The 18642-nt window shown below is 71.2% G+C and carries 15 protein-coding genes; 9 read left to right on the top strand and 6 right to left on the bottom strand.

Annotated features, from left to right (window positions below; translation table 11 throughout):
- Positions 1–10 precede the first annotated feature (10 nt).
- On the bottom strand, positions 11–958 hold the full coding sequence (locus tag ACFYYR_RS26890) for a sterol desaturase family protein (protein WP_388858683.1): 948 nt from the start codon (positions 956–958) through the stop codon (positions 11–13).
- A 1184-nt stretch (positions 959–2142) separates the two neighbouring features.
- Between ACFYYR_RS26890 and ACFYYR_RS26885 the strand changes: the two genes are divergently transcribed.
- The 3 genes from ACFYYR_RS26885 to ACFYYR_RS26875 all read left to right on the top strand — a co-directional run bounded on the left by ACFYYR_RS26885 (position 2143) and on the right by ACFYYR_RS26875 (position 5115).
- Positions 2143–2739 (top strand): hypothetical protein, encoded by a 597-nt coding sequence (locus tag ACFYYR_RS26885; protein WP_388858680.1) that lies wholly within the window; start codon positions 2143–2145, stop codon positions 2737–2739.
- Between the two features lie 334 nt (positions 2740–3073).
- On the top strand, positions 3074–3667 hold the full coding sequence (locus tag ACFYYR_RS26880) for a TIGR03086 family metal-binding protein (protein WP_388858677.1): 594 nt from the start codon (positions 3074–3076) through the stop codon (positions 3665–3667).
- Positions 3668–4188: 521 nt separating this feature from the next.
- Positions 4189–5115 carry a M28 family metallopeptidase gene (locus ACFYYR_RS26875; RefSeq protein WP_388858762.1) on the top strand — a complete coding sequence of 309 codons (927 nt, stop codon included), beginning with the start codon at positions 4189–4191 and terminating at the stop codon, positions 5113–5115.
- 150 nt (positions 5116–5265) lie between these two features.
- Here the strand turns inward: ACFYYR_RS26875 and ACFYYR_RS26870 are convergent, their stop codons facing one another.
- Entirely contained in the window at positions 5266–6114 is an 849-nt protein-coding gene (locus ACFYYR_RS26870; protein ID WP_388858674.1) for a DUF817 domain-containing protein, read from the bottom strand.
- Positions 6115–6272: 158 nt separating this feature from the next.
- Here ACFYYR_RS26870 and ACFYYR_RS26865 point away from each other — a divergent pair, with 158 nt between their 5' ends.
- Together ACFYYR_RS26865 and ACFYYR_RS26860 are read left to right on the top strand one after the other, a co-directional pair.
- Positions 6273–6851 (top strand): TetR/AcrR family transcriptional regulator, encoded by a 579-nt coding sequence (locus ACFYYR_RS26865; RefSeq protein WP_388858671.1) that lies wholly within the window; start codon positions 6273–6275, stop codon positions 6849–6851.
- A 151-nt stretch (positions 6852–7002) separates the two neighbouring features.
- A complete protein-coding gene (locus tag ACFYYR_RS26860) occupies positions 7003–7773 on the top strand; it encodes a polysaccharide deacetylase family protein (RefSeq protein ID WP_388858668.1) in 771 nt (256 codons plus the stop codon).
- Between the two features lie 202 nt (positions 7774–7975).
- Here the strand turns inward: ACFYYR_RS26860 and ACFYYR_RS26855 are convergent, their stop codons facing one another.
- Entirely contained in the window at positions 7976–8917 is a 942-nt protein-coding gene (locus tag ACFYYR_RS26855) for a LysR family transcriptional regulator (RefSeq protein WP_388858665.1), read from the bottom strand.
- A gap of 315 nt (positions 8918–9232) precedes the next feature.
- Here ACFYYR_RS26855 and ACFYYR_RS26850 point away from each other — a divergent pair, with 315 nt between their 5' ends.
- Positions 9233–10117 carry an aldo/keto reductase gene (locus tag ACFYYR_RS26850; RefSeq protein WP_388858759.1) on the top strand — a complete coding sequence of 295 codons (885 nt, stop codon included), beginning with the start codon at positions 9233–9235 and terminating at the stop codon, positions 10115–10117.
- A 98-nt stretch (positions 10118–10215) separates the two neighbouring features.
- On the opposite strand, the gene ACFYYR_RS26845 is transcribed toward ACFYYR_RS26850, so the two are convergent.
- Positions 10216–10401: a hypothetical protein gene (locus ACFYYR_RS26845; RefSeq protein WP_388858662.1), complete on the bottom strand. Its 186-nt coding sequence runs from the start codon at positions 10399–10401 to the stop codon at positions 10216–10218.
- Between the two features lie 910 nt (positions 10402–11311).
- Here ACFYYR_RS26845 and ACFYYR_RS26840 point away from each other — a divergent pair.
- The gene (locus ACFYYR_RS26840) at positions 11312–12088 is read left to right on the top strand and encodes a TylF/MycF/NovP-related O-methyltransferase (protein ID WP_388858659.1); all 777 of its coding nucleotides are present in this window, start codon (positions 11312–11314) and stop codon (positions 12086–12088) included.
- A gap of 87 nt (positions 12089–12175) precedes the next feature.
- On the top strand, positions 12176–13867 hold the full coding sequence (locus ACFYYR_RS26835) for an acetolactate synthase large subunit (protein WP_388858656.1): 1692 nt from the start codon (positions 12176–12178) through the stop codon (positions 13865–13867).
- Positions 13868–13974: 107 nt separating this feature from the next.
- Here the strand turns inward: ACFYYR_RS26835 and ACFYYR_RS26830 are convergent, their stop codons facing one another.
- Entirely contained in the window at positions 13975–16053 is a 2079-nt protein-coding gene (locus ACFYYR_RS26830) for a phosphocholine-specific phospholipase C (RefSeq protein ID WP_388858653.1), read from the bottom strand.
- Between the two features lie 411 nt (positions 16054–16464).
- Here ACFYYR_RS26830 and ACFYYR_RS26825 point away from each other — a divergent pair, with 411 nt between their 5' ends.
- Positions 16465–17322: a class I SAM-dependent methyltransferase gene (locus tag ACFYYR_RS26825; protein ID WP_388858650.1), complete on the top strand. Its 858-nt coding sequence runs from the start codon at positions 16465–16467 to the stop codon at positions 17320–17322.
- A gap of 163 nt (positions 17323–17485) precedes the next feature.
- On the opposite strand, the gene ACFYYR_RS26820 is transcribed toward ACFYYR_RS26825, so the two are convergent.
- Positions 17486–18619 (bottom strand): agmatine/peptidylarginine deiminase, encoded by a 1134-nt coding sequence (locus ACFYYR_RS26820; protein WP_388858647.1) that lies wholly within the window; start codon positions 18617–18619, stop codon positions 17486–17488.
- Between the last annotated feature and the right edge of the window lie 23 nt (positions 18620–18642).

Below are 18642 nucleotides of genomic sequence, written 5' to 3'. Positions count from 1 at the left end.
TGTGCGGTGGTCACCGAGGCGGGGCGGCCGGGGCGGCTGCCTGCTGCCGCGGACGGCGCCAGGGCTGGAGCAGGCTCTCGACGACGGCACCGGTTCCGGGAAAGGACGCCGGGTCCTGCAGCCCCACCGCGGAGGGTCTGCGGCCGGGATGCCAGGTGTAGCTCCCGAACAGGTGGTCCCAGACCGACAGGTCGGAGCCGTAGTGGCCGGCTTCGGCCAGGTCGGTGCTGTGGTGGAGCCGGTGCTGTTCGGGGCCGGCGACGACATGGTTGAGCCAGCCGAGCCGGACATCGATGTTGGCGTGCACGAAGTAGCCCTGCGCCACCACGAACAGCCCCGCCGCGAAGACCGATGCGGCGGAGAACCCGGCCAGCGCCAGAGCGACCTGCACGGTGCCCTGGGCGAGCACGACGTCGACGATGTGGTTGACCCCGTTGTTGCCGACATTGACCTTGTCCGGCACGTGGTGCACACCGTGCAGCCGCCACAGCCACCGGTGACGGTGTCCCAGGCGGTGGACGGCGTAGCTGGCCAGCGAGCCCAGGAGCAGGGCGGACGGGACCTCGGCCCACAGGGGCACCGCCGGGTGGGAAGGCGGGGACAGCAGGCGGACGGCGCCGGTGACCCCGAACTGCGCCAGGCCTCCGCCCGCCATCGTCAGCAGGAAGTAGACCCCGTACCAGCCCCATTCGCCGGGGCCGGGGTGCCAGGCGCGCTCGTAGGGGATGACGCGCTCCAGCAGAGCGAGATACCCGATGGTGCCGACGAGGAAGAGCGGGGAGACCCGGCCCTGGTCCCAGTGGAAGTGCCAGGTCGCCGCGACCACGACGACCAGAGCCGTCAGCAGCAGCGGATACGCCGTGTGGCGGAGAACGGCGCGCCGGCGCCCTGCCGTACGGGCAACGGGAGCGGCCCCGCTCCCCACGGCGGCGGAGGTGCCGTGGGCGAACTCGGGCACCCCCCGCGAACACTTGATCCTCAACCAACGACGCGGTTCCGAGACCACCGTCAGCCGCCTTCCCCCCAGCACTGAACGAGCCCGCATAAGACTGCCGCCCGTAACCAGTCGGCACACCAGAACATCAGCACATTCACCCGTACGTGCTGATGTGTCATGAATCTGCCGATGGTTTCCATCGGAGGAACCCTTCCGGCGTCTGGCGTGCAGGTCTCCGCAGCGTCTCGGGGCACGGTGGGAGGGCAGCGCTTCGGGTTGACGCCCTGTTCGCCTCCGGCTCGGGGTCCTTCCGTGCGCCGCGGGGGCGACTCCGGGCACGCTGCGTCGGTGGCGGCTGTCGGCGGGTCCGCGTGACGCCAGGAGGGGCCTCCGGGTGGTGCCGCGACCCGGAGGCGGGGCGGGCGGGCCCTGAACCGGACAACAAGTTCATCCTGCTGTCGATGGTGTCGAAGTGGCGGAATTTCAGGGGCTGTTGGAATTGCTCACCGCAATGCTCAACATCGTTCAGGTGTAGAGGGTGCTCAGGCAGATGGAGGCATGCGAGGGGAATTCTTTTGTCCCCTGCCGCCCTGGGTGTATCCCCTCTTGGGCCTTCGCGGTGAACGTTCTGCGCCGGACTTCGGGCGGCCCGTGATCCGCTTCTCGCCGTATCCCGCATTCCTGACGGTAATTCACCGATTGGGGAAGGGTGTGCCGCAGGCCTGTTGGGGGAGGTGTGGTCATGGTCGTACCCCTCTGGGGACGGAGACGACTTCGTCCACAGGGCGCCCCCGCTGCCGCACGGTCTCCTGCATCTGTTGTCTGATCTGCGATGACGGCGCCGGACGCGAGGCTCGTGGCGCCGCGGCGGTCACGGTCCCGCGAGTGGCCCGAGGCGATCACGTGTGCTCGGTTCCGGAGAGGTCGTTCCGTACTGAGGGATCGAGATGTCCGAGTGCGGGAACCGCCCGACCGGGCCCGGCAGGTGTGTGCGGTTCACGAAGCATCCGAAAAATGCACCTGCTGATCGTATTGCGAAGGGAATGTTCCCTGTTTCGGTCCCGCGAAGTAACGCTGACCATGCTGTCCGCAAGGGATCCGTACCCTCCTGCCGTGATCCCGGGCCGTCACGCTTTAATGGGGTGGCACAGTCAACGGCAGAACTCGGAGGCAGTCGTATGGGCAGGCATGGACGACCTCACGGGGTGAGTCGCGCGCATTCCGCGATATTCACGGCCGCCGCCGCTCTCGGTGTCGTGGGCGTGCTGGCCTTCGCTCTGCAGTCGGTCGGCGACGAAACGCCCGCGCAGGCGGAGTCCGGCGCCCGCTACCGTCCCACTCCCGACCTCCCGGACCCCGGGGCCACCCGCTCCGAAAAGACGCACCACAAGAAGGCGAACCGGTCCGAGGCGAGCCACGGGGCCGGTCTGACCGTGAGTTCCTCGGCGGAGCCGGAGCCGCTGCCGACCGAGAAGAAGACGCCGTCCGGCGAGCAGGACGCGCCGGCGGGCAGCGACTCGGCCGAGCCGTCCCGGCCCGGGACCGCCACCCCGACGGACCGGAGTCCGGCCGGTGCCTCCGCGTCCGGCAGCTCCGGCGCGCCCACCTCCCCGGACGACGGGCGCATCGGGGACTCCGGGCAGGGCCGGGCCCCCGCGGAGCCGGCGGACCCGACCGGCTCGCCGGAAGAGCCGCAGGACGAGGACCAGGGCAGCACGCAGGACGACGGCCCGCTGAAGCGCACCGTCGACGGCGTCCTCGGTGGTGTCGGCTCCGGGGTGAACGGACTGCTCGGCAACTGAGAACGGCCCGCCCGGCAACCGAAACGTGTGCATGACGCGGCGCACGGGCGTCCCACGCCCATGCGTGGAGGCGCCCGTGCGCCGCGTCATGGTCCTCGGCGCCGCACTGCGGCCGTCAGGAGCCTGCCCGTCCCCTCCCTTCCCGGGCTTTCGGCCCCACGGTCGATGATGCCTGAATGTCACGAGGGTGCCTGAATATCGCCGATATGGCGGGATCCGTCTTCAGGGGGAGGGCCTGCGGCGGTTGCGCCGGTAGTGATGTGTCTCGGGGGTAAATGCCGCAAGCCGTGGCAGGGTGAGTGCCGGACGCACGCCGCCGCCCGAAGGAGCCTCGATGACCGTGATGATCGACTTCGGCCCCACGACGCGCCGCATGGCGACCTTGCTCGAAGGCGTCGCCGACGATCTGCTCGCCGCGCCGACGCCCTGCCCCGCCTACACCCTCGGGGATCTCGTGGAGCACGTCGACGGGCTGTCGCGGGCGTTCGCCGCCGCTGCGGTGAAGGACATCGAAGGGGAGGCCGTACAGAACCCTTCCGGTGATGCCGCCCGGCTGGGAACCGACTGGCGCACCCGCATCCCCCGGCAGCTCGAGCAGCTCGCCGCGGCCTGGCGGGACCCCCGGGCCTGGGAGGGCATGACCCGGGCGGGCGGGATCGACCTGCCGGCCGAGGTGGCGGGCAAGGTTGCCCTCAACGAGCTCGTCATCCACGGCTGGGACATCGCTCGGGCCAGCGGACAGCCCTACGACTGCGACCCTCCGGCACTCGACGCGTCCCTGGAATTCGTGTCCCTGATGTCCGTGCCCGGCGAGGAGGCGGGACGGGAGGGCCTGTTCGGCCCGGTGGTCGACGTGCCCGAGGGTGCCCCGCTCCTCGACCGCGTCATCGGCCTCAGCGGACGCGACCCCGCGTGGACGGCGGGCTGAAACCGCCCGCCGCCCCACCCGACTCACCCCTCGACCGCCCGCCGCCCCACCCGGCTCGCCCCTCGACCGCCCGCCGCCCCCCCGTCGAACCGGCTCGTCGGCACGGTTCGACGGCGGTTGTCCCAGGGCGGCCGCCCCGCCGCGCTGACTCGCCTGGAACGAGTGCGGAGCCCCACTCTCGGTGGCAGCCCGAGGCCATTCCGGCTGAGGTGCGTTGTGCTCGGCGTCCGGGAGCTCTCGGGCGTCGTGCGCCACCGCCCGCCGGCCGATGTGTCCGATCCCACTCCGCCCGATTCCGCTCCACCGCAGGCCCGGTGCGCAGCCGAGAACCTGAGCAGGATTCACCGTATGCCTTTCGGCCGCGACATGGCCGGATGTCCGCTGGTGGGAACTCGGCGTTCGGTATTCGCTCTTGACGATTGACGCAGAGGCCGTCAATCTCTTGATCTCATCAACTGCTCAGCTCCAACCCCCCACTTCAGGAGCCAACAGTGTTCACTGCAACACCTCTGCGCCGCGGCATGCTCGCCGCCGGCGCCTGCACCGTCCTCGCCGCAGGGCTGATCAGCACGGCAGGCGGAGCCCAGGCGACCATCGGTGCCGCCCCCAAGGCCGCACCCGACATCGACGTCAAGAACGTCAAGGCCGATCTGGCCGAGCTCCAGAAGATCGCCGAGGCCAACGGCGGCAACCGCGCCCATGGCCGGCCCGGTCACAAGGCGTCCGTGGAGTTCCTCAAGGGCAAGCTGGACAAGGCCGGATTCACCACGAAGCTCCAGGAGTTCGACCACAACGGTGCCAAGGGCTACAACCTCATAGCCGACTGGCCGGGCGGCAGCGCCGACAAGGTGGTGATGGCCGGCTCGCATGTCGACTCCATCAGCGACGGCCCCGGCATCAACGACAACGGGTCCGGCTCGGCCGGCATCCTGGAGGTCGCGCTCGCCGTGGCCAAGGCCGACCTCAAGCCCACCAAGCACCTCCGGTTCGCCTGGTGGGGCGCCGAGGAGGACGGCATGATCGGCTCCTCGCACTACGTCGACAGCCTGGACTCCGGCGAGGTGTCGAAGATCGACGCCTACCTCAACTTCGACATGATCGGTTCGCCCAACCCGGGCTACTTCGTCTACGACGACGACCCCCAGCTCGAGAAGGTCTTCACCGACTGGTACGCGGACAAGAAGATCGCGACCGCGCACGAGGACGAGAGCGACGGCCGCTCCGACCACGCCCCGTTCAAGGACAAGGGCGTGAAGGTCGGCGGGCTGTTCTCGGGCGCGGACTACAAGAAGACGGAGAAGCAGGCCAAGGACTGGGGCGGCAAGGCCGGCGAGGCCTTCGACCCCTGCTACCACCAGGCCTGCGACGACGCCTCCAACGTCGACGACAAGGCGCTCGACACCAACACCGACGCGATCGCCCACGCCGTCTGGAAGCTCAGCTCCTGAGCCGTACCGCTCCTTCGCGGGCCCGGACGCCTGTCCGGGCCCCGGAGGGCGGCTGCGGCCCGGCACCCGGCGCGGTGCCGGTGCCGGTGCCGAACCACTGCGGCGGCTCCGGTCCGCAGGCGCGGCGCAGTTCCCGCGAGCCGACGACCGTCAGCCGGCGTCAGCACCGGCACGGGGCCGCCCGGTCAGCCGGCCCACGATCCGGCGCAACCCCTGTGAGCCCGCGCCCGTGCCGCCGCTCCGGTCCCTCCTCGCCCACTCCACCAGCACGAACGTCACGCTGATCAGCAGACCCCAGGCGGCGATCTTCTGCCAGGACACCGGCTGCCAGGCATCCATCTGATACGGGTACCGCCAGGCACCCAGATAAGTGGCGATGTTCTCCGCCACCCACAGGAAGAAGCCGATCAGTGCGAAGCCGAGCGCCAGCGGCATGCTCCGGCGCCGGCTGCCCACGGTGAACCGCACCTGCGTCCCGGCCGTCGCGGCCAGCAGCGCCACCGCCAGCACCCAGCGCAGATCCGGCAGCCAGTGATGGCTGAAGAAGTTCACATAGATGGCCGCGGCCACCACCGTCGTCGCCCCGCGCCGGTACCGGACCAGACCGAGCTCCAGCACGTGCCACGCACGGCAGACATAGCTGCCGACCGCGGCGTACAGGAACCCTCCGTACAGGGGCACACCCGCCAGTTTCAGTACCGCGGGCTCCGGATAGCTCCAGGACCCGAGAGAGACCTTCACCAGCTCGAACGCCAGCCCCACGGCGTGGCACACGGCGATCACCGCGAGATCCCGCCCGGACTCCCACCCGCAGAGCCGGAACACCACGGTCAGCAGGACCCCGTACACCAGCAGCAGGTCGTAGCGGGCCACGGGCAGGTGCGGCAGGGCGGTCGACAGTGCGACGCCGGACAGCAGAGCAATGGCGAACCCGCAGCAACGGGTCTCCAGCCAGGCGAAGAGCAACAGCTGCCGCAGGGGAGCGATGAGCGCGGGCATGCCCCAACGGACGCACGGCCTCGCACCATGGTTCCCCTGGCACGCCCCGCCCGGATCCACCGCTGTCCCCATGTCCGGCCATGAGAGGCCGTGACGGACATCTCGTCCCGGCCCGGGGCGGTGTCAGGACATCCGGACCTCGCCTGTACGGTGAGGGCGTGTCCGAGCGCCGAACGATGATCCTGCAAGCCGCCGTCCGCGTCATCGCACGCCGCGGCATCCGGGGCCTGCGCGTGGAGGAACTGGCCGAGGAGGCCGGGGTCTCCACCGCGCTGATCTACTACCACTTCGGCGACCGCGCCGGGCTGATGCGCCGGACACTGGACCACATCAACGAACGGGCCGAGCGGTACACCGAGCCGGCCGCCTGCCCGGACACCGACCCGCGCGCCCACCTCGAGCAGATGCTGCTCCTGGAACTCCAGGACGCGCCCGAGGTGGTGGAGAACAGCACGGCCTGGGGCGAGGTGCGGGCCACCGCGGTGTTCGACCCGGAACTGCGGGAACAGCTCCGGGCCTCCACGGAGGAGTGGAACGAGTACGCCACCGACCTCATCCGCCGTGCCCAGGAGGGCGGAACGGTCCGCGCGGACGTGATGGCGGACGACGCCGCGGAGCGCCTGACCGCGATGGTGGAGGGCCTCAGCGAGCGGTGGCTCAGCGGCTCGGCTTCCCTGGAGCGCGTCCGCGAACTGCTGCGGGGGGCGATCGTCGGGGAACTCGGCCCACCCGACTGACCGGAGACCGGACACCTGCCCGCCGTCTCCGCGACCGGGGGAACCACATGCCGAGCGTTGCCGGCCATGCCCCGTCGGCCACCGGAACCCACCCCTCCCGCGGACACGCAGAACACCGCAGAACGGATCAATCGTCTCCGGTGCGGCAGGGATGTCCTTCAATGGCCCTGTGACCCCACTGGACCGGCGCGCCGCCCTGCGAGCCGCCGCCGCGGGCGTGCTCGCCACCGGCTGCACCGACAGCCGTCCGCCGCGGAGCGCCGGGAACAGCCCGGCCCCGCCCGGCACCGCCCCTACGCCGTCCCGTGCCGCGGCACCGCGGCTGCCCGGGCAGGTCGAGCACGGCCCGCGTGACCGCCCCCGCGTGGCCCTGACCTTTCACGGCCAGGGCGCCCCGGCCCTGGCCGATGCGTTGCTGGCGGAAGCGGAGCGGGCCGGTGCGCGGCTGACCGTGTGTGCCGTGGGGACCTGGCTCGACGCGTACCCCGAGCTGGCGCGCCGCGTGCTGGACGGCGGGCACGAACTCGGCAACCACACCCAGCACCACGTGGACATCTGCTCACTGCCCGCCGATGCCGCCCAGGACGAGATCACCGCGTGCGCCGACCGTCTGCGCCGGCTCACCGGATCCGTCGGCGCCTGGTTCCGGCCGTCCCGGGCGCGGCTGGCCACCCCACTGGTCCGCCGCCTCGCCCGCCGCGCGGGCTACCCGCACTGTCTCGCCTACGACCTCGACTCCCGCGACCACACCGACCCCGGCTCCGCGGCGGTGGTCCGCACCGTCCTGGACGGGATCCGGCCGGGGTCGGTGGTGAGTCTGCACCTGGGACACGCGGGAACCGTGGCGGCCATGCCCGCCCTGCTCGACGGTCTCCACCACCGCGGCCTGCACGCGGTGACGGCCACGGAGCTGATGGCCTGACCGGAACGGTCGCACCGCGCCACGGCGCCCGGAACGACGGCCGCCCGGCAGCCGGCTCCGGCTCGGTGAACGCCTGGCCGAAGAAGCGCTCGGCGGCGTCCCCTTCCTCGTTCAGCCGGTGCACGGCTCGTTCCGCGTCCCGGGCGGCGCACGTCTCGAAGGCCGAGTGCGCCCGGCGCGTGCCCGGAAGCCGGGAGCTCGGTCAGGCGCCGGCCCTGACCCCGCACTCAGCGGACAGGCCCTCCTGCTGCTGCACCGCCTGCTCACCGAGGGCTTGGACGAGCGTCGTCACATGGGGCCGCTTCTCCTGGCCGATTGCGGCGATGCCGATGTGCCGGATCGGCCCCGGTGGCTCGATCGGGACGGTGCGAAGGCCAGGGATCTCCGGGGCGAGCGCGATGGAGGGGATCAGGGAGATTCCCATGCCCGCGGCGACGAGCGAGCGGGCGAAGAAGTAGTCGGTGGTGGTGCCGCGCACTTCCGGAGCGAAGCCGGCGCCCTCGGCGTAGCGGCGCAGGTATGCCTCGGTCTTCAGGCAGCCGAGCACCCAGGGCTCGGCTGCCAGCTCGGCGAGGGCGAGCACGTCGCTGCCGGCGAGCCGGTGTCCCTCCGGCAGGACGACGTGCAGAGGGTCCTCCAGGAGTGGTGTCCATTCCAGGCCGGAGCGGGGACCCGGCCCGACCGGCAGCGGGCCGTCGAAGTGGTAGGCGAGCGCGATGTCCACGGCGCCCCGGCGGACGAGTGGCAGGACCTCCTCGGGCTCACCTTCCCTGACGTGGAGCACGGTGCGGGGGTGGACCGCCATGAGCCGGGTGACAGCGCCGGGCAGCAGGAGGCGACCGCCGCTGGTGAAGGTGGCGACGGTGAGCTGCACGCGGCCCGTGCTCAGTTGGTCGACCTGCTGTTGTGCGTACTCGAGCTCGGCGGCGACGGATTCGGCGGCGCCGACCATGATCCGACCGGCCGGGGTGAGGGTCACGCCACGGGTGCTGCGGGCGACGACCTGGGCGCCGAGGCTGCGCTCCAGGGCGGCCACGTGCTGGGAGACGGCCGAGGGCGTGAGGTGCAGGGCAGTGGCCGCCCGGTTGAAGCTGCCGTGCTCCGCCACCGCCCGCAGGACGCGGAGCCGCTGCACATCGATCAACAGTTTTCCTTAATGAGTGTCCAGTAAGTCGGTACTTCTGCTGATGACGATAGGTCTCCAGGATGGGGGCATGCCAACGATCGGTGTCATCGGCGGAAGCCCGCCACGCAGACCGGCCGGCAGCCCGTCCACCGGAATCTCCCGGCGGGCGAGGAGGCTTCGCCGTTCTCCTTCGACCGCCACTGCGCCATGAGCAGCGCCCGCGCGAAGAATCCGCGCTTCTCCTTCTCCCGCGCCACCGACCGGCTGCCCGCCGCCGTCGCAGAAGCCCTCACCACCGAGCCGCCACCCACCGCCCGAGGAACAGAGACCGCCATGCAGCACCGCCCCCTTGCAGGCACCGCCGTCAGCGCCATCGGCCTGGGCGCCATGCCGCTGTCCATCGAGCACCGCCCGGACGAGGCTCAGGCCATCGCCACCGTCCACGCCGCCCTCGACGCGGGTGTCACGCTCATCGACACCGCCGACAGCTACCACTGGCACGCCGGCGAAGTCGGCCACAACGAGCTGCTGATCGCCCGCGCCCTGGCCCGCTACGGCGGCGATACCTCCGGCGTCCTGGTCGCCACGAAGGGCGGCCGCGGCCGACCCGGCGACGGCAGCTGGACCGTCACCGCCACCCCGGAACATCTCGAGCAAGCCGCCGAGGCCTCCGCCAAGCGCCTGGGCGTCGAGGCGATCGGCCTGTACCAGCTGCACAAGCCGGACCCCGCGGTTCCCTGGGCGGAGTCCGTCGGCGCGCTGCGCGCGCTGCTCGACGCCGGCACGATCCGCGCCGCCGGCATCTCCAACGTCACCACCGAACAGATCCGGGAAGCACATGCGATCCTCGGCGACGGACTGGTCTCCGTGCAGAACCAGTACTCGCCTGCCGTGCGCGACAGCGAGCCCGAGCTCCAGCTGAGCACCCAACTGGGCCTGGCCTTCCTGCCCTGGAGCCCGCTGGGCGGCATCTCACGCAGCTCCCTCGACGGCCCCTCCGGCCCCACCTCCGTCGGTACCGCGTTCCACCGCGTTGCGGCCGGCCGCGGCGTCAGCCCGCAGCAGATCGCCCTGGCCTGGCTGCTCGCCCGCTCCCCGGCCGTGATCCCGGTACCGGGCGCCGGCCGCCCGGCCTCCATCACCGACTCGGCCGGGGCCGCCGACCTCGAGCTGAGCACGGAGGAGCTGACGCAGCTCGAGGACACTCTGCCGATCTGAGGCGGGTCGCAGGAGGTGTTGCTCATCGGCCTTGACCGACGGCTGGGACCTGAGGCCTCTGCTCCCCGCCCGGCGGACCTCATCCGGGCCGGCCGGATTCAGTGCCGGGACTGCCACCAGACCACGAGGAGGCTGAAGGCGGCACTCCCGGCGGCGTAGGCCGCGCCGCGGGCGGCGTGCCAGGCCAGATCCGGCAGTTGCAGTCCTGCGGTCCGGAGCCATTCGGGCCGATGCCCGACGCGGCTTCCCTTACGAGACGTCAGGAGATCCCGGGAGTTGGACATGGCGGCCGCCTTCCGCGACGTGTTGCTGATGTACCAGAGAACCTCAGTGGGTAGAGCGTGAGAATGCGGTGGACCGCCGCCGATCCGGTCAGCGGATTCTTGTGCGGGCCGAGCGTCCCGTTTTCTCCGTTGCCTCTCCGGAGACGTGATCCGCGGCCCGGTTCCGGGGGATTGCGGCACCGGGGGGCGGGCGACGCCCTCCGGGCTGCTCGATGGATCATCGCAGCTCATGGGGGTGTGTATGCGTCGGCGCGGACGGGCCGCTCTCCGCGATCCGAACCCCGGTGCGCGGGACCCGGATTCGGGTGGTGCCGGTCAGTATATCCCCGGCGGGGCGTCGGATCGCGTAATGCGGCTTTCCTTTCCGGCGCGCCGCCGTACGGGCCGTCACCCGCCATTCAAAATCCGCAATTTCCCTGACGGGTATCGGGACGATTCTCTTTCCTGACGGAAAGGTGGATGCGCCGAGTGGCAGGGATTCGAATCCTTCCGGCAGGGCTCCGGGCACGCAGCTCGGAGGGGGACATGGGCAGCCGCCCGGACGCCCCCGACGACCCTTCGGACCCGAGCCCCTGAGGGGACGCGGCTCCTGGGGCCGAGGGCGGTATCGGTGGTGATCGCGCGGTCGATGCCGTGGACCGGATCGCGCTGCTCACCGTCCGCCGCGCAGTGCGAGACTCCGATGACCGGATCGGCCCACCACCGCATCACCACACGACCCGACGACCGGATCGGCCGATCACCGCACCACCGGATCACCCGACGGGAACATCACCCGACCACCGGATCAGCCGACCGCATCCCCGGTACGCCGCCGGGAGGCGCGCCGACGGCCCGCTGGACGGCGACCGCGCCCGCAGGCCCGCCTCTCACCGCGCGCGGCGCGGCACACGGCATTACGTTCGTGGGCATGGGCTGGAGACAGAGAGCGAACCGATCCCTCGAGCGGCTGACGGGCTACGAACTGCGTCGCCCGGTCCCGCCGCCGGCTCCCCCCGCCAAGGCGAAGGCGGGCCTGCCGGCCGACTACGACGACGAGGCGCGCCGGACCATCCAGGCGGTGCGGCCGTACACCATGACCTCACCCGAACGGCTGAACGCGCTGGTGCTCGCGACCCGCTACGTCAGCCGCCACGGGCTGCCGGGTGCGGTCGTCGAGTGCGGCGTCTGGCGCGGTGGCAGCATGCAGGCGGTGGCCCGCACTCTCCTGTCGATCGGCGACACCAGCCGGGACCTCTATCTGTTCGACACCTTCGAAGGCATGCCTCCGCCCACGGAGAAGGACCGGCGCCGAGACGGCGAAATGGCCTCCGACCTGCTGTCCCGCCGCAGCAAGGACCACCCCATCTGGGCCATCGCCACACTGGATGACGTCCAGGAGGGCATGGCGCAGATCCCGTACCCCGAGGACCGGGTCCACTATGTGCCCGGCCGGGTGGAGGACACGATCCCGGCCGGTGCGCCGGAGGAGATCGCGGTCCTGCGGCTGGACACGGACTGGTACGCCTCGACCCGCCATGAGCTGGAGTACCTGTATCCGCGCCTGGTGAGCGGAGGGGTTCTGCTCATCGACGACTACGGCTGGTGGCAGGGTTCCCGTGAGGCGGTCGACGAGTTCCTGGAGAAGACCGGGGCGCGGCTGCTGCTGTTGCGCATGGACGAGGGCCGCATCGCGGTGAAGCCGTAGCCGACCGCCCGCCGCGGATACCCGGACCGGAGCCGGGCGGGCGCCGGTCGCCGCGACAGCGGGTGCGGGCGTGCTTACGCTCGGGTCATGAACACACATCCCGCGACCGGCCGTCGTCCGGCCGAGGGCACCGGGGAGGATGTGGCGCATCTTCTGGTGCGCTGCTTGGAGGCCGAAGGGGTCGAGTACGTCTTCGGCATTCCGGGCGAGGAGAACATCCGCTTCGTCGATGCCCTGAACGGCTCCGCCATCCGGTTCGTGCTGGTCCGCCATGAGCAGGGCGCCTCCTTCATGGCCGAGATGTACGGACGGCTCACCGGGCGGGCCGGGGTGTGTTCCGCGACGCTGGGGCCCGGAGCCATCAATCTGCTGCTGGGAGCGGCGGATGCCGTGACCAACAGCGCGCCGCTGGTCGCGCTGGCGGCGCAGGGGGCCCTCGGGCGTACGCACAAGGAGTCCCACCAGGTGATCGACCTGGTGCCGATGTTCGCCCCGGTCACCCGGTGGTCGGCACGGGTGCAGGTCCCGGAGGCGGTGCCGGAAATGGTGCGCAAGGCGTTCAAGACCGCGCAGCGCGAACGTCCCGGGGCCGTGTTCCTGGCGGTGCCCGAGGACATCGAGGGCGCTCGGCTCACCGAGCCCATCGGGCCGCTGCCGGTGGACACCGTACGGGCCGAGGCTCCGTCCGCGGCACAGATCGCCCGTGCGGCCGAGGTGCTGGCCGGTGCCCGTCACCCGGTCGTGCTGGCGGGACACGGCGCCGCGCGGGCCGGGGCCGGTGAGGCCCTTGTCCGGTTCGCCGAACGGCTGAATGTGCGGGTGGCCACCACGTTCCACGGCAAGGGCGTCTTCCCCGACGACCATCCGCAGGCCCTCGGCGCGGCCGGCTTCATGCGCCACGACTACGTCAACTTCGGCTTCGACTCGGCCGATGTCCTGATCTGCGTGGGCTACGAGCTCCAGGAATTCGATCCGGCCAAGATCAACCCGCGGACGGACAAGCGCATCCTGCACCTGCACCGGTTCCCGGCCGAGGTCGATGCGCACTATCCGGTGTCGGTCGGTGTCGAGGGGGACATCGCGCAGGCGCTGGATGCCCTCGCGGCGGCGGTGCCGCGGCGGTTCGAGCGGGATGCGGCAGGGGATCGCATCCGGTCGCTCCTCGCCGACGAGCTGGAGTACGGCCGCGGCAACGACGCGTACCCCCTGGTGCCGCAGCGGGTGGTCGCGGATGTGCGGTCGGCGCTGGGCCGGGAGGACATCGTCCTGGCCGACACCGGGGCGGGGAAGATGTGGATGGCCCGGCTCTACCCCACCTACGCAACGGACACCTGTCTGTTGTCCAACGGCCTGTCGACCATGGGGTTCGCGCTGCCGGGAGCCATCGGCGCCAAGCTCGCCCGACCCGCGCGGCGGGTGCTGGCGATGATGGGCGACGGATCGTTCCTGATGAACTCGCAGGAGCTGGAGACCGCGGTGCGCGAGCGGATCCCGCTGGTGGTCCTGGTGCTGGTGGACGAGGAGTACGGGCTCATCACCTGGAAGATGGAGCTCGAACTGGGCCGGCACAGCCACACCCGGTTCACCAATCCGGACCTGGTGGCCTACGCCGAGAGTTTCGGCGCCCGCGCTCACCGGATCGAAGCGGCGGGCGAACTGCTGCCAGTGCTGCGTGACGCTCTCGCGCAGGACACCGTCACCGTCATCGCCTGCCCGGTGAACTACGCGGAGAACCTGCGGCTCACGGAGCGGCTCGGCGAGCTGCACGGCCCGTTCTGACCGCCCGGGACCGAACGCCCGCCCGCACCCGCGGGCCCGGCCGGGTGGCGGCCCGGGGGAGAGCCGGGCCGCCACGGTCCGTCGGACCGGGGGAGCGGTGCCGAGTGTCAGCCGTCGGCCTTCCGGGAGACGGCCGGTTCGCTCGTCCCGGGGCGGCCGGTCTCCACATGGCCGGCGAGGCGGCGCAGGAAGACGCTGTCCCGGTCCGAGACCACGGACAGGTCGTACCAGCCGTGGCTGCGGCGGGGATCCGCGATGTGGACGCGGTGCTCGCCGGGGGCCAGCCGGTAGCGGGCCGGGTGCTCCGCGCCGTGCGCGTCCCGGACGGTGACGCCGACGGTCGTGCTGGATTCATTGGTGAGGATCAGCCGGACCCGGCCGCTGTCGGAGTCGTGCCGGGCGCTCACCTCCAGGTGCCGCGCGCCGCCGTGTCCCCGGAACCGGCGCAGGAAGCCGTTGGGCCCGTGCACCGAGAGGTCGTACGTGCCCGCGTCGTCCTCGGGGATGCGCCAGCTGTCGGAGAGCCGCTTGCCCGCTCCGACGGTGTACGTCCACGGCCCGTCCGCGCGGGTCGTGGAGGTGATGTGCAGGCTCGCTCCCGCCTCGCCGTGGTTGGCGAAGTCGACCTGGAGCCTGCTGTCGTCCTTCTGCCGCTTGGCGTCGACGGCGAGGTCGTACGGCAGCGGCCGGGCGTGGCGCAGTCCGGGCTCCTGCCGCGGCAGCTTCGGATCCGCCGGGGGAGTGGGCACGTAGTCGTCGTGCCGCTCGTGGTCCGGCGGGATGTATCCGTCGGTGCCGGGCAGCCCGGGTACCGAGGCGTCGCTGCGTGCGAAGTCGAAGGCCGTGGTCAGGTCGCCGCAGACGGTGCGGCGCCAGGGGGAGATGTTCGGCTCGTGGACACCGAAGCGCCGCTCCATGAACTGGACGATCGAGGTGTGGTCGAAGACCTGGGAATTGACCCAGCCGCCGGTGCTCCAGGGCGACACGACCAGCATCGGGACGCGCTGGCCCAGGCCGTAGGGGGCCGCCATGTGGTCCTCGCCCCCGGAGGGGGTGAAGTGCTCCGTGGTGGTGTCCGCGGTCGACTGCCCCTGCGCGGCCGACGCCGGCGGGTACGGCGGAACGATGTGGTCGAAGTAGCCGTCGTTCTCGTCGTAGGTGATGAACAGGGCGGTCCTGCTCCACACGTCCGGGTTCGACGTGAGGGCGTCCAGTACCTGGGATATGTACCAGGCGCCGTAGTTGACCGGCCAGTTCGGGTGCTCGGAGAAGGCCTCCGGCGCGGCGATCCAGGAGACCTGGGGGAGCTTCCCGGCCCGCACATCGGCCTTGAGGAGGTCGAAGTAGCCCTCGCCCTTCTTGGCGTTGGTGCCCGTGCGTGCCTTGTCGTGGAGCGGGCTGCCGGGTTCGGCGTTGCGGTAGGAGTTGAAGTACAGCAGCGAGTTGTCACCGTAGTTGCCGATGTAGGCGTCCTTGGTCCAGCCCCAGGAGCCCTTGGCGTCGAGACCGTCGCCGATGTCCTGGTAGACCTTCCACGAAATGCCGGCCTTCTCCAGGCGCTCGGGGTAGGTGGTCCAGGAGTAGCCGAGCTCGGCGTTGGTGATGACCGGGCCGCCGCCGCTGCCGTCATTGCCTGTGAAGCCGGTGAACATGTAGTAACGGTTCGGGTCCGTGGGACCCATCAGCGAACAGTGGTAGGCGTCGCAGATCGTGAACGAGTCGGCCAGCGCGTAGTGGAACGGGATGTCCTCACGGGTGAGGTACGACATCGTGGTGGCGGTCTTGGCGGGCACCCACTGGTCGTACGCGCCCTTGTTCCAGGCGGCGTGGCCGCCGTTCCACTCGTGGTCGAGCCCCGCGAGGAACTGCAGCCCGAGGTCCTCCGCGTCGGGCCGGAACGGCAGCACGTCCTTCGAGCCGTCCGACTGGTACCAGACCGGCTTCCCGCTGGGGAGCGTCACCGGCCGGGGGTCGCCGAAGCCGCGGACACCGCGCAGGGAGCCGAAGTAGTGATCGAAGGAACGATTCTCCTGCATCAGCACGACGATGTGCTCCACGTCCCGCAGGGTGCCCGTGCGGCGATGTGCCGGAATTTCCGCCGCCCGGGCAATACTGCCGGACAGCGCGGACAGGGCGGCGGTGCCGCCGGCAAGCTGCATGAATCGTCGACGGTTCATGGCGGTCATAGGGCTGACTCCTCGAGGTTCCGGAGTGGAGCGGGGCGGGCAGTGTCGCCAGGTGATCAAGAACGTTCCGTCGCGGTGGGGAAACGCCGTCGCGAAGTCTCCGTGAATGTCGGTGGCCGGTTACTGAGGGGCACATTCCGCCCGCACGACGGCGGAACGGTCCACGCATGCTACGGGCAAGCGGCGGATGCCGGGAGGGTGGCACATCACCCGTAACCGGAGCCGGATCCACAGCAGTTGGCCGCGAGGGCGGTCTCGCGCGCCGACTGCTGGGCCCGGGTGGTCCCGGGAACATCCGAGGTCAGGTGGTGGTGTCCGGCGGGGCACTCCGTTCCGGCCACGGTGGCCGATCCGTGCGGCGCCTTTCCCGGTCGGCACCCACAGAGGCGGCATCCGGGGTTGGATGGATCCATGACTGAGCCAACCGAGGAGTTCGGCCCCACGGTCCTGGGAATGATGGAGGCCAACCGGGCCAACTGGGACGCCCGGACCCCCGTCCACCTCACCAGCCGGTTCTACGGCCTGGCCGAACCCGGATCCCCCGACGCGTCACGCTGGTTCGCTCCGTACGAATGGGAGGACCTCGGGGACCTCTCCGGGCGCGACGTACTCCATCTGCAATGCCATCTCGGCACCGAGACCGTCGCCTTCGCCGAACGGGGAGCGCGCGCCGTCGGCCTCGACATCTCCGGAGCGTCGGTCGCCGCGGCCGCGGATCTCGCGGCCCGCACCGGGGTGCACGTCGAATACCTCCGGGCCAATGTGTACGACGCCGCCGACGCCCTCGGCGAGCGCCGCTTCGATCTCGTCTACACCGGAAAGGGAGCCCTGTGCTACCTCCCGGACCTCGACGGCTGGGCCGAGCGGATCGCCGGACTGCTGCGCCCCGGGGGCCAGTTGTATCTCGTGGAGTTCCACCCCGTGCTCAACGCCCTGGGCCCCACCCCCGGTGAGGGTGAGGGGAACGAACTGCTGCTGCGCCACGACTATCTGGAGGGCCGCGGCCCGGTGTGCCGGGACGCCACCCGCACGTACACCGACGGCCCCGCCGTGCAGGGGGCGACCGAGTGCTTCGAGTGGATGCACGGGCTCGGCGAGGTGATCGGTGCGCTGACCGGAGCGGGGCTGCGCATCACCGGACTCCGCGAGTCCGAGGAACTGCCCTGGCCCCGCTGGCCGGAGATGGTCCGTACGGCGAGCGGTTGGTGGCGGCTTCCCGACACCTCGCCGCGCATCCCGCTGCTGTACGCGCTGCGCGCGGAGCGGTAGCCGGAGAACGGTGGTACGGCGGTCCGCTGCTGCCCACGGCTCGCATGAAGGGGCTGCCGCGGTGTGGCCCGCTTGCCGGAGTGAGCGGCAGGCGGGCCACCCTCGGGGGTCCGTCGTGCGGATCCCGCACGGTCCGAAGGACAGGCCCTGAGCCGACAGCGGCTCAGAGCGCGGGCTGCTGCTGGGTGGAGCAGTGGATCCCGCCGCCCCCCTCGGCGATCATCGGGATCTCCACGGGCACGACCTCGCGCCCCGGGTGGAGCTCACCGATGACGGAGGCGGCATTCCGGTCGGACTTCCGGTCACCGAAGCGGGGCACCAGCACCGCCCCATTGGCGACGTAGTAGTTGGCATAGCCGCCCAGGAAATCCGGTCCGCGCCGCCCGAGGCGGGAGGGATCCGCCTCGGGCAGGTCGATGATCTCCAGTTGCCGGCCCCGGGCGTCGGTGGCCTTCTCCAGGATGCGCCGGGACGTCTCGTAAGCCCGCTTCCAGACGGCGGCACCGTTCTCCGGCGGACGGGACAGGAGGAGCTTGCCGTCCTCGCAGAACCGGGCCAGCGCGTCGATGTGGTAGTCGGTGATGTCCTGGCCCCGGACTCCCGGCAGCCAGATCACCTCGGTCACGCCGAGCAGCCTCTTCAGCTCCGCCTCGACGGCGTCGCGGGACATACCGGGGTTGCGGTTGGCGTTGACCAGCGAACTCTCGGTCGCCAGCAGGGTGCCGTGCCCGTCGACTTCGAGCGCACCGCCCTCCGCGGTCAGCTGTGCGTCGATCCGCGGAACGCGGTGGCGCTGCAGAATGCTGCGGGCCACCCGGGCGTCCCTCCGGTGCTCCTGCTTTCCGCCCCAGCCGTTGAAGTGGAAGTCGATCGCCTCCAGGCCCTTGTCGCCGGCGACGAAGGTGGGGCCGCTGTCACGTATCCAGAGGTCGCCCACCGGGACGGGAGCGATCTCGACATCCGCGCCGCAGGCCCGCCGGGCCGCTTTCAGCTCTCCGGGGGCGGCCAGGAGGGTGACCGGTTCGAAGTCGGCGAGGGCGCGGGCGATCCCGGCGACGTCCCGCTGAGCATCCTCGGCGTACTGCTCCCACACGGAGTCCCGCGGCGGCCAGGCCAGGAACGTCCGTGCGTGCTCGGCCGATTCCGCGGGCATGCGCCATGCGCCGCGCCGTGGTGCCGATAGGTCCTGGGTCCCCGCCTTTGCCTCCGGACCGCTCGCACATGCCGCCAGCCCGGCACCGCCCAGCAGGGCGGCCGCGCCCGACCGCATCAGTGACCTGCGTCGCAGGTGCTTCATGACTCTCTCCCCACACCCAGTGA

This window comes from Streptomyces sp. NPDC001922, assembly GCF_042891165.1.
Classification (GTDB): domain Bacteria; phylum Actinomycetota; class Actinomycetes; order Streptomycetales; family Streptomycetaceae; genus Streptomyces.
The sequence above is the reverse complement of the archived record's forward strand: the minus strand, read 5'-3'. Positions and strand labels throughout refer to the sequence as shown.

Excerpts from the sequence above, each read along its gene's own strand:
- ACFYYR_RS26880 (WP_388858677.1), top strand. The coding sequence starts at position 3,074 with ATGACCGTGATGATCGACTTCGGCCCCACGACGCGCCGCATGGCGACC.
- ACFYYR_RS26875 (WP_388858762.1), top strand. The coding sequence starts at position 4,189 with ATGCTCGCCGCCGGCGCCTGCACCGTCCTCGCCGCAGGGCTGATCAGC.
- ACFYYR_RS26870 (WP_388858674.1), bottom strand. The coding sequence starts at position 6,114 with ATGCCCGCGCTCATCGCTCCCCTGCGGCAGCTGTTGCTCTTCGCCTGG.
- ACFYYR_RS26860 (WP_388858668.1), top strand. The coding sequence starts at position 7,003 with ATGTCCTTCAATGGCCCTGTGACCCCACTGGACCGGCGCGCCGCCCTG.
- ACFYYR_RS26850 (WP_388858759.1), top strand. The coding sequence starts at position 9,233 with ATGCAGCACCGCCCCCTTGCAGGCACCGCCGTCAGCGCCATCGGCCTG.
- ACFYYR_RS26845 (WP_388858662.1), bottom strand. The coding sequence starts at position 10,401 with ATGTCCAACTCCCGGGATCTCCTGACGTCTCGTAAGGGAAGCCGCGTC.
- ACFYYR_RS26840 (WP_388858659.1), top strand. The coding sequence starts at position 11,312 with ATGGGCTGGAGACAGAGAGCGAACCGATCCCTCGAGCGGCTGACGGGC.
- ACFYYR_RS26835 (WP_388858656.1), top strand. The coding sequence starts at position 12,176 with ATGAACACACATCCCGCGACCGGCCGTCGTCCGGCCGAGGGCACCGGG.
- ACFYYR_RS26830 (WP_388858653.1), bottom strand. The coding sequence starts at position 16,053 with ATGACCGCCATGAACCGTCGACGATTCATGCAGCTTGCCGGCGGCACC.
- ACFYYR_RS26825 (WP_388858650.1), top strand. The coding sequence starts at position 16,465 with ATGACTGAGCCAACCGAGGAGTTCGGCCCCACGGTCCTGGGAATGATG.
- ACFYYR_RS26820 (WP_388858647.1), bottom strand. The coding sequence starts at position 18,619 with ATGAAGCACCTGCGACGCAGGTCACTGATGCGGTCGGGCGCGGCCGCC.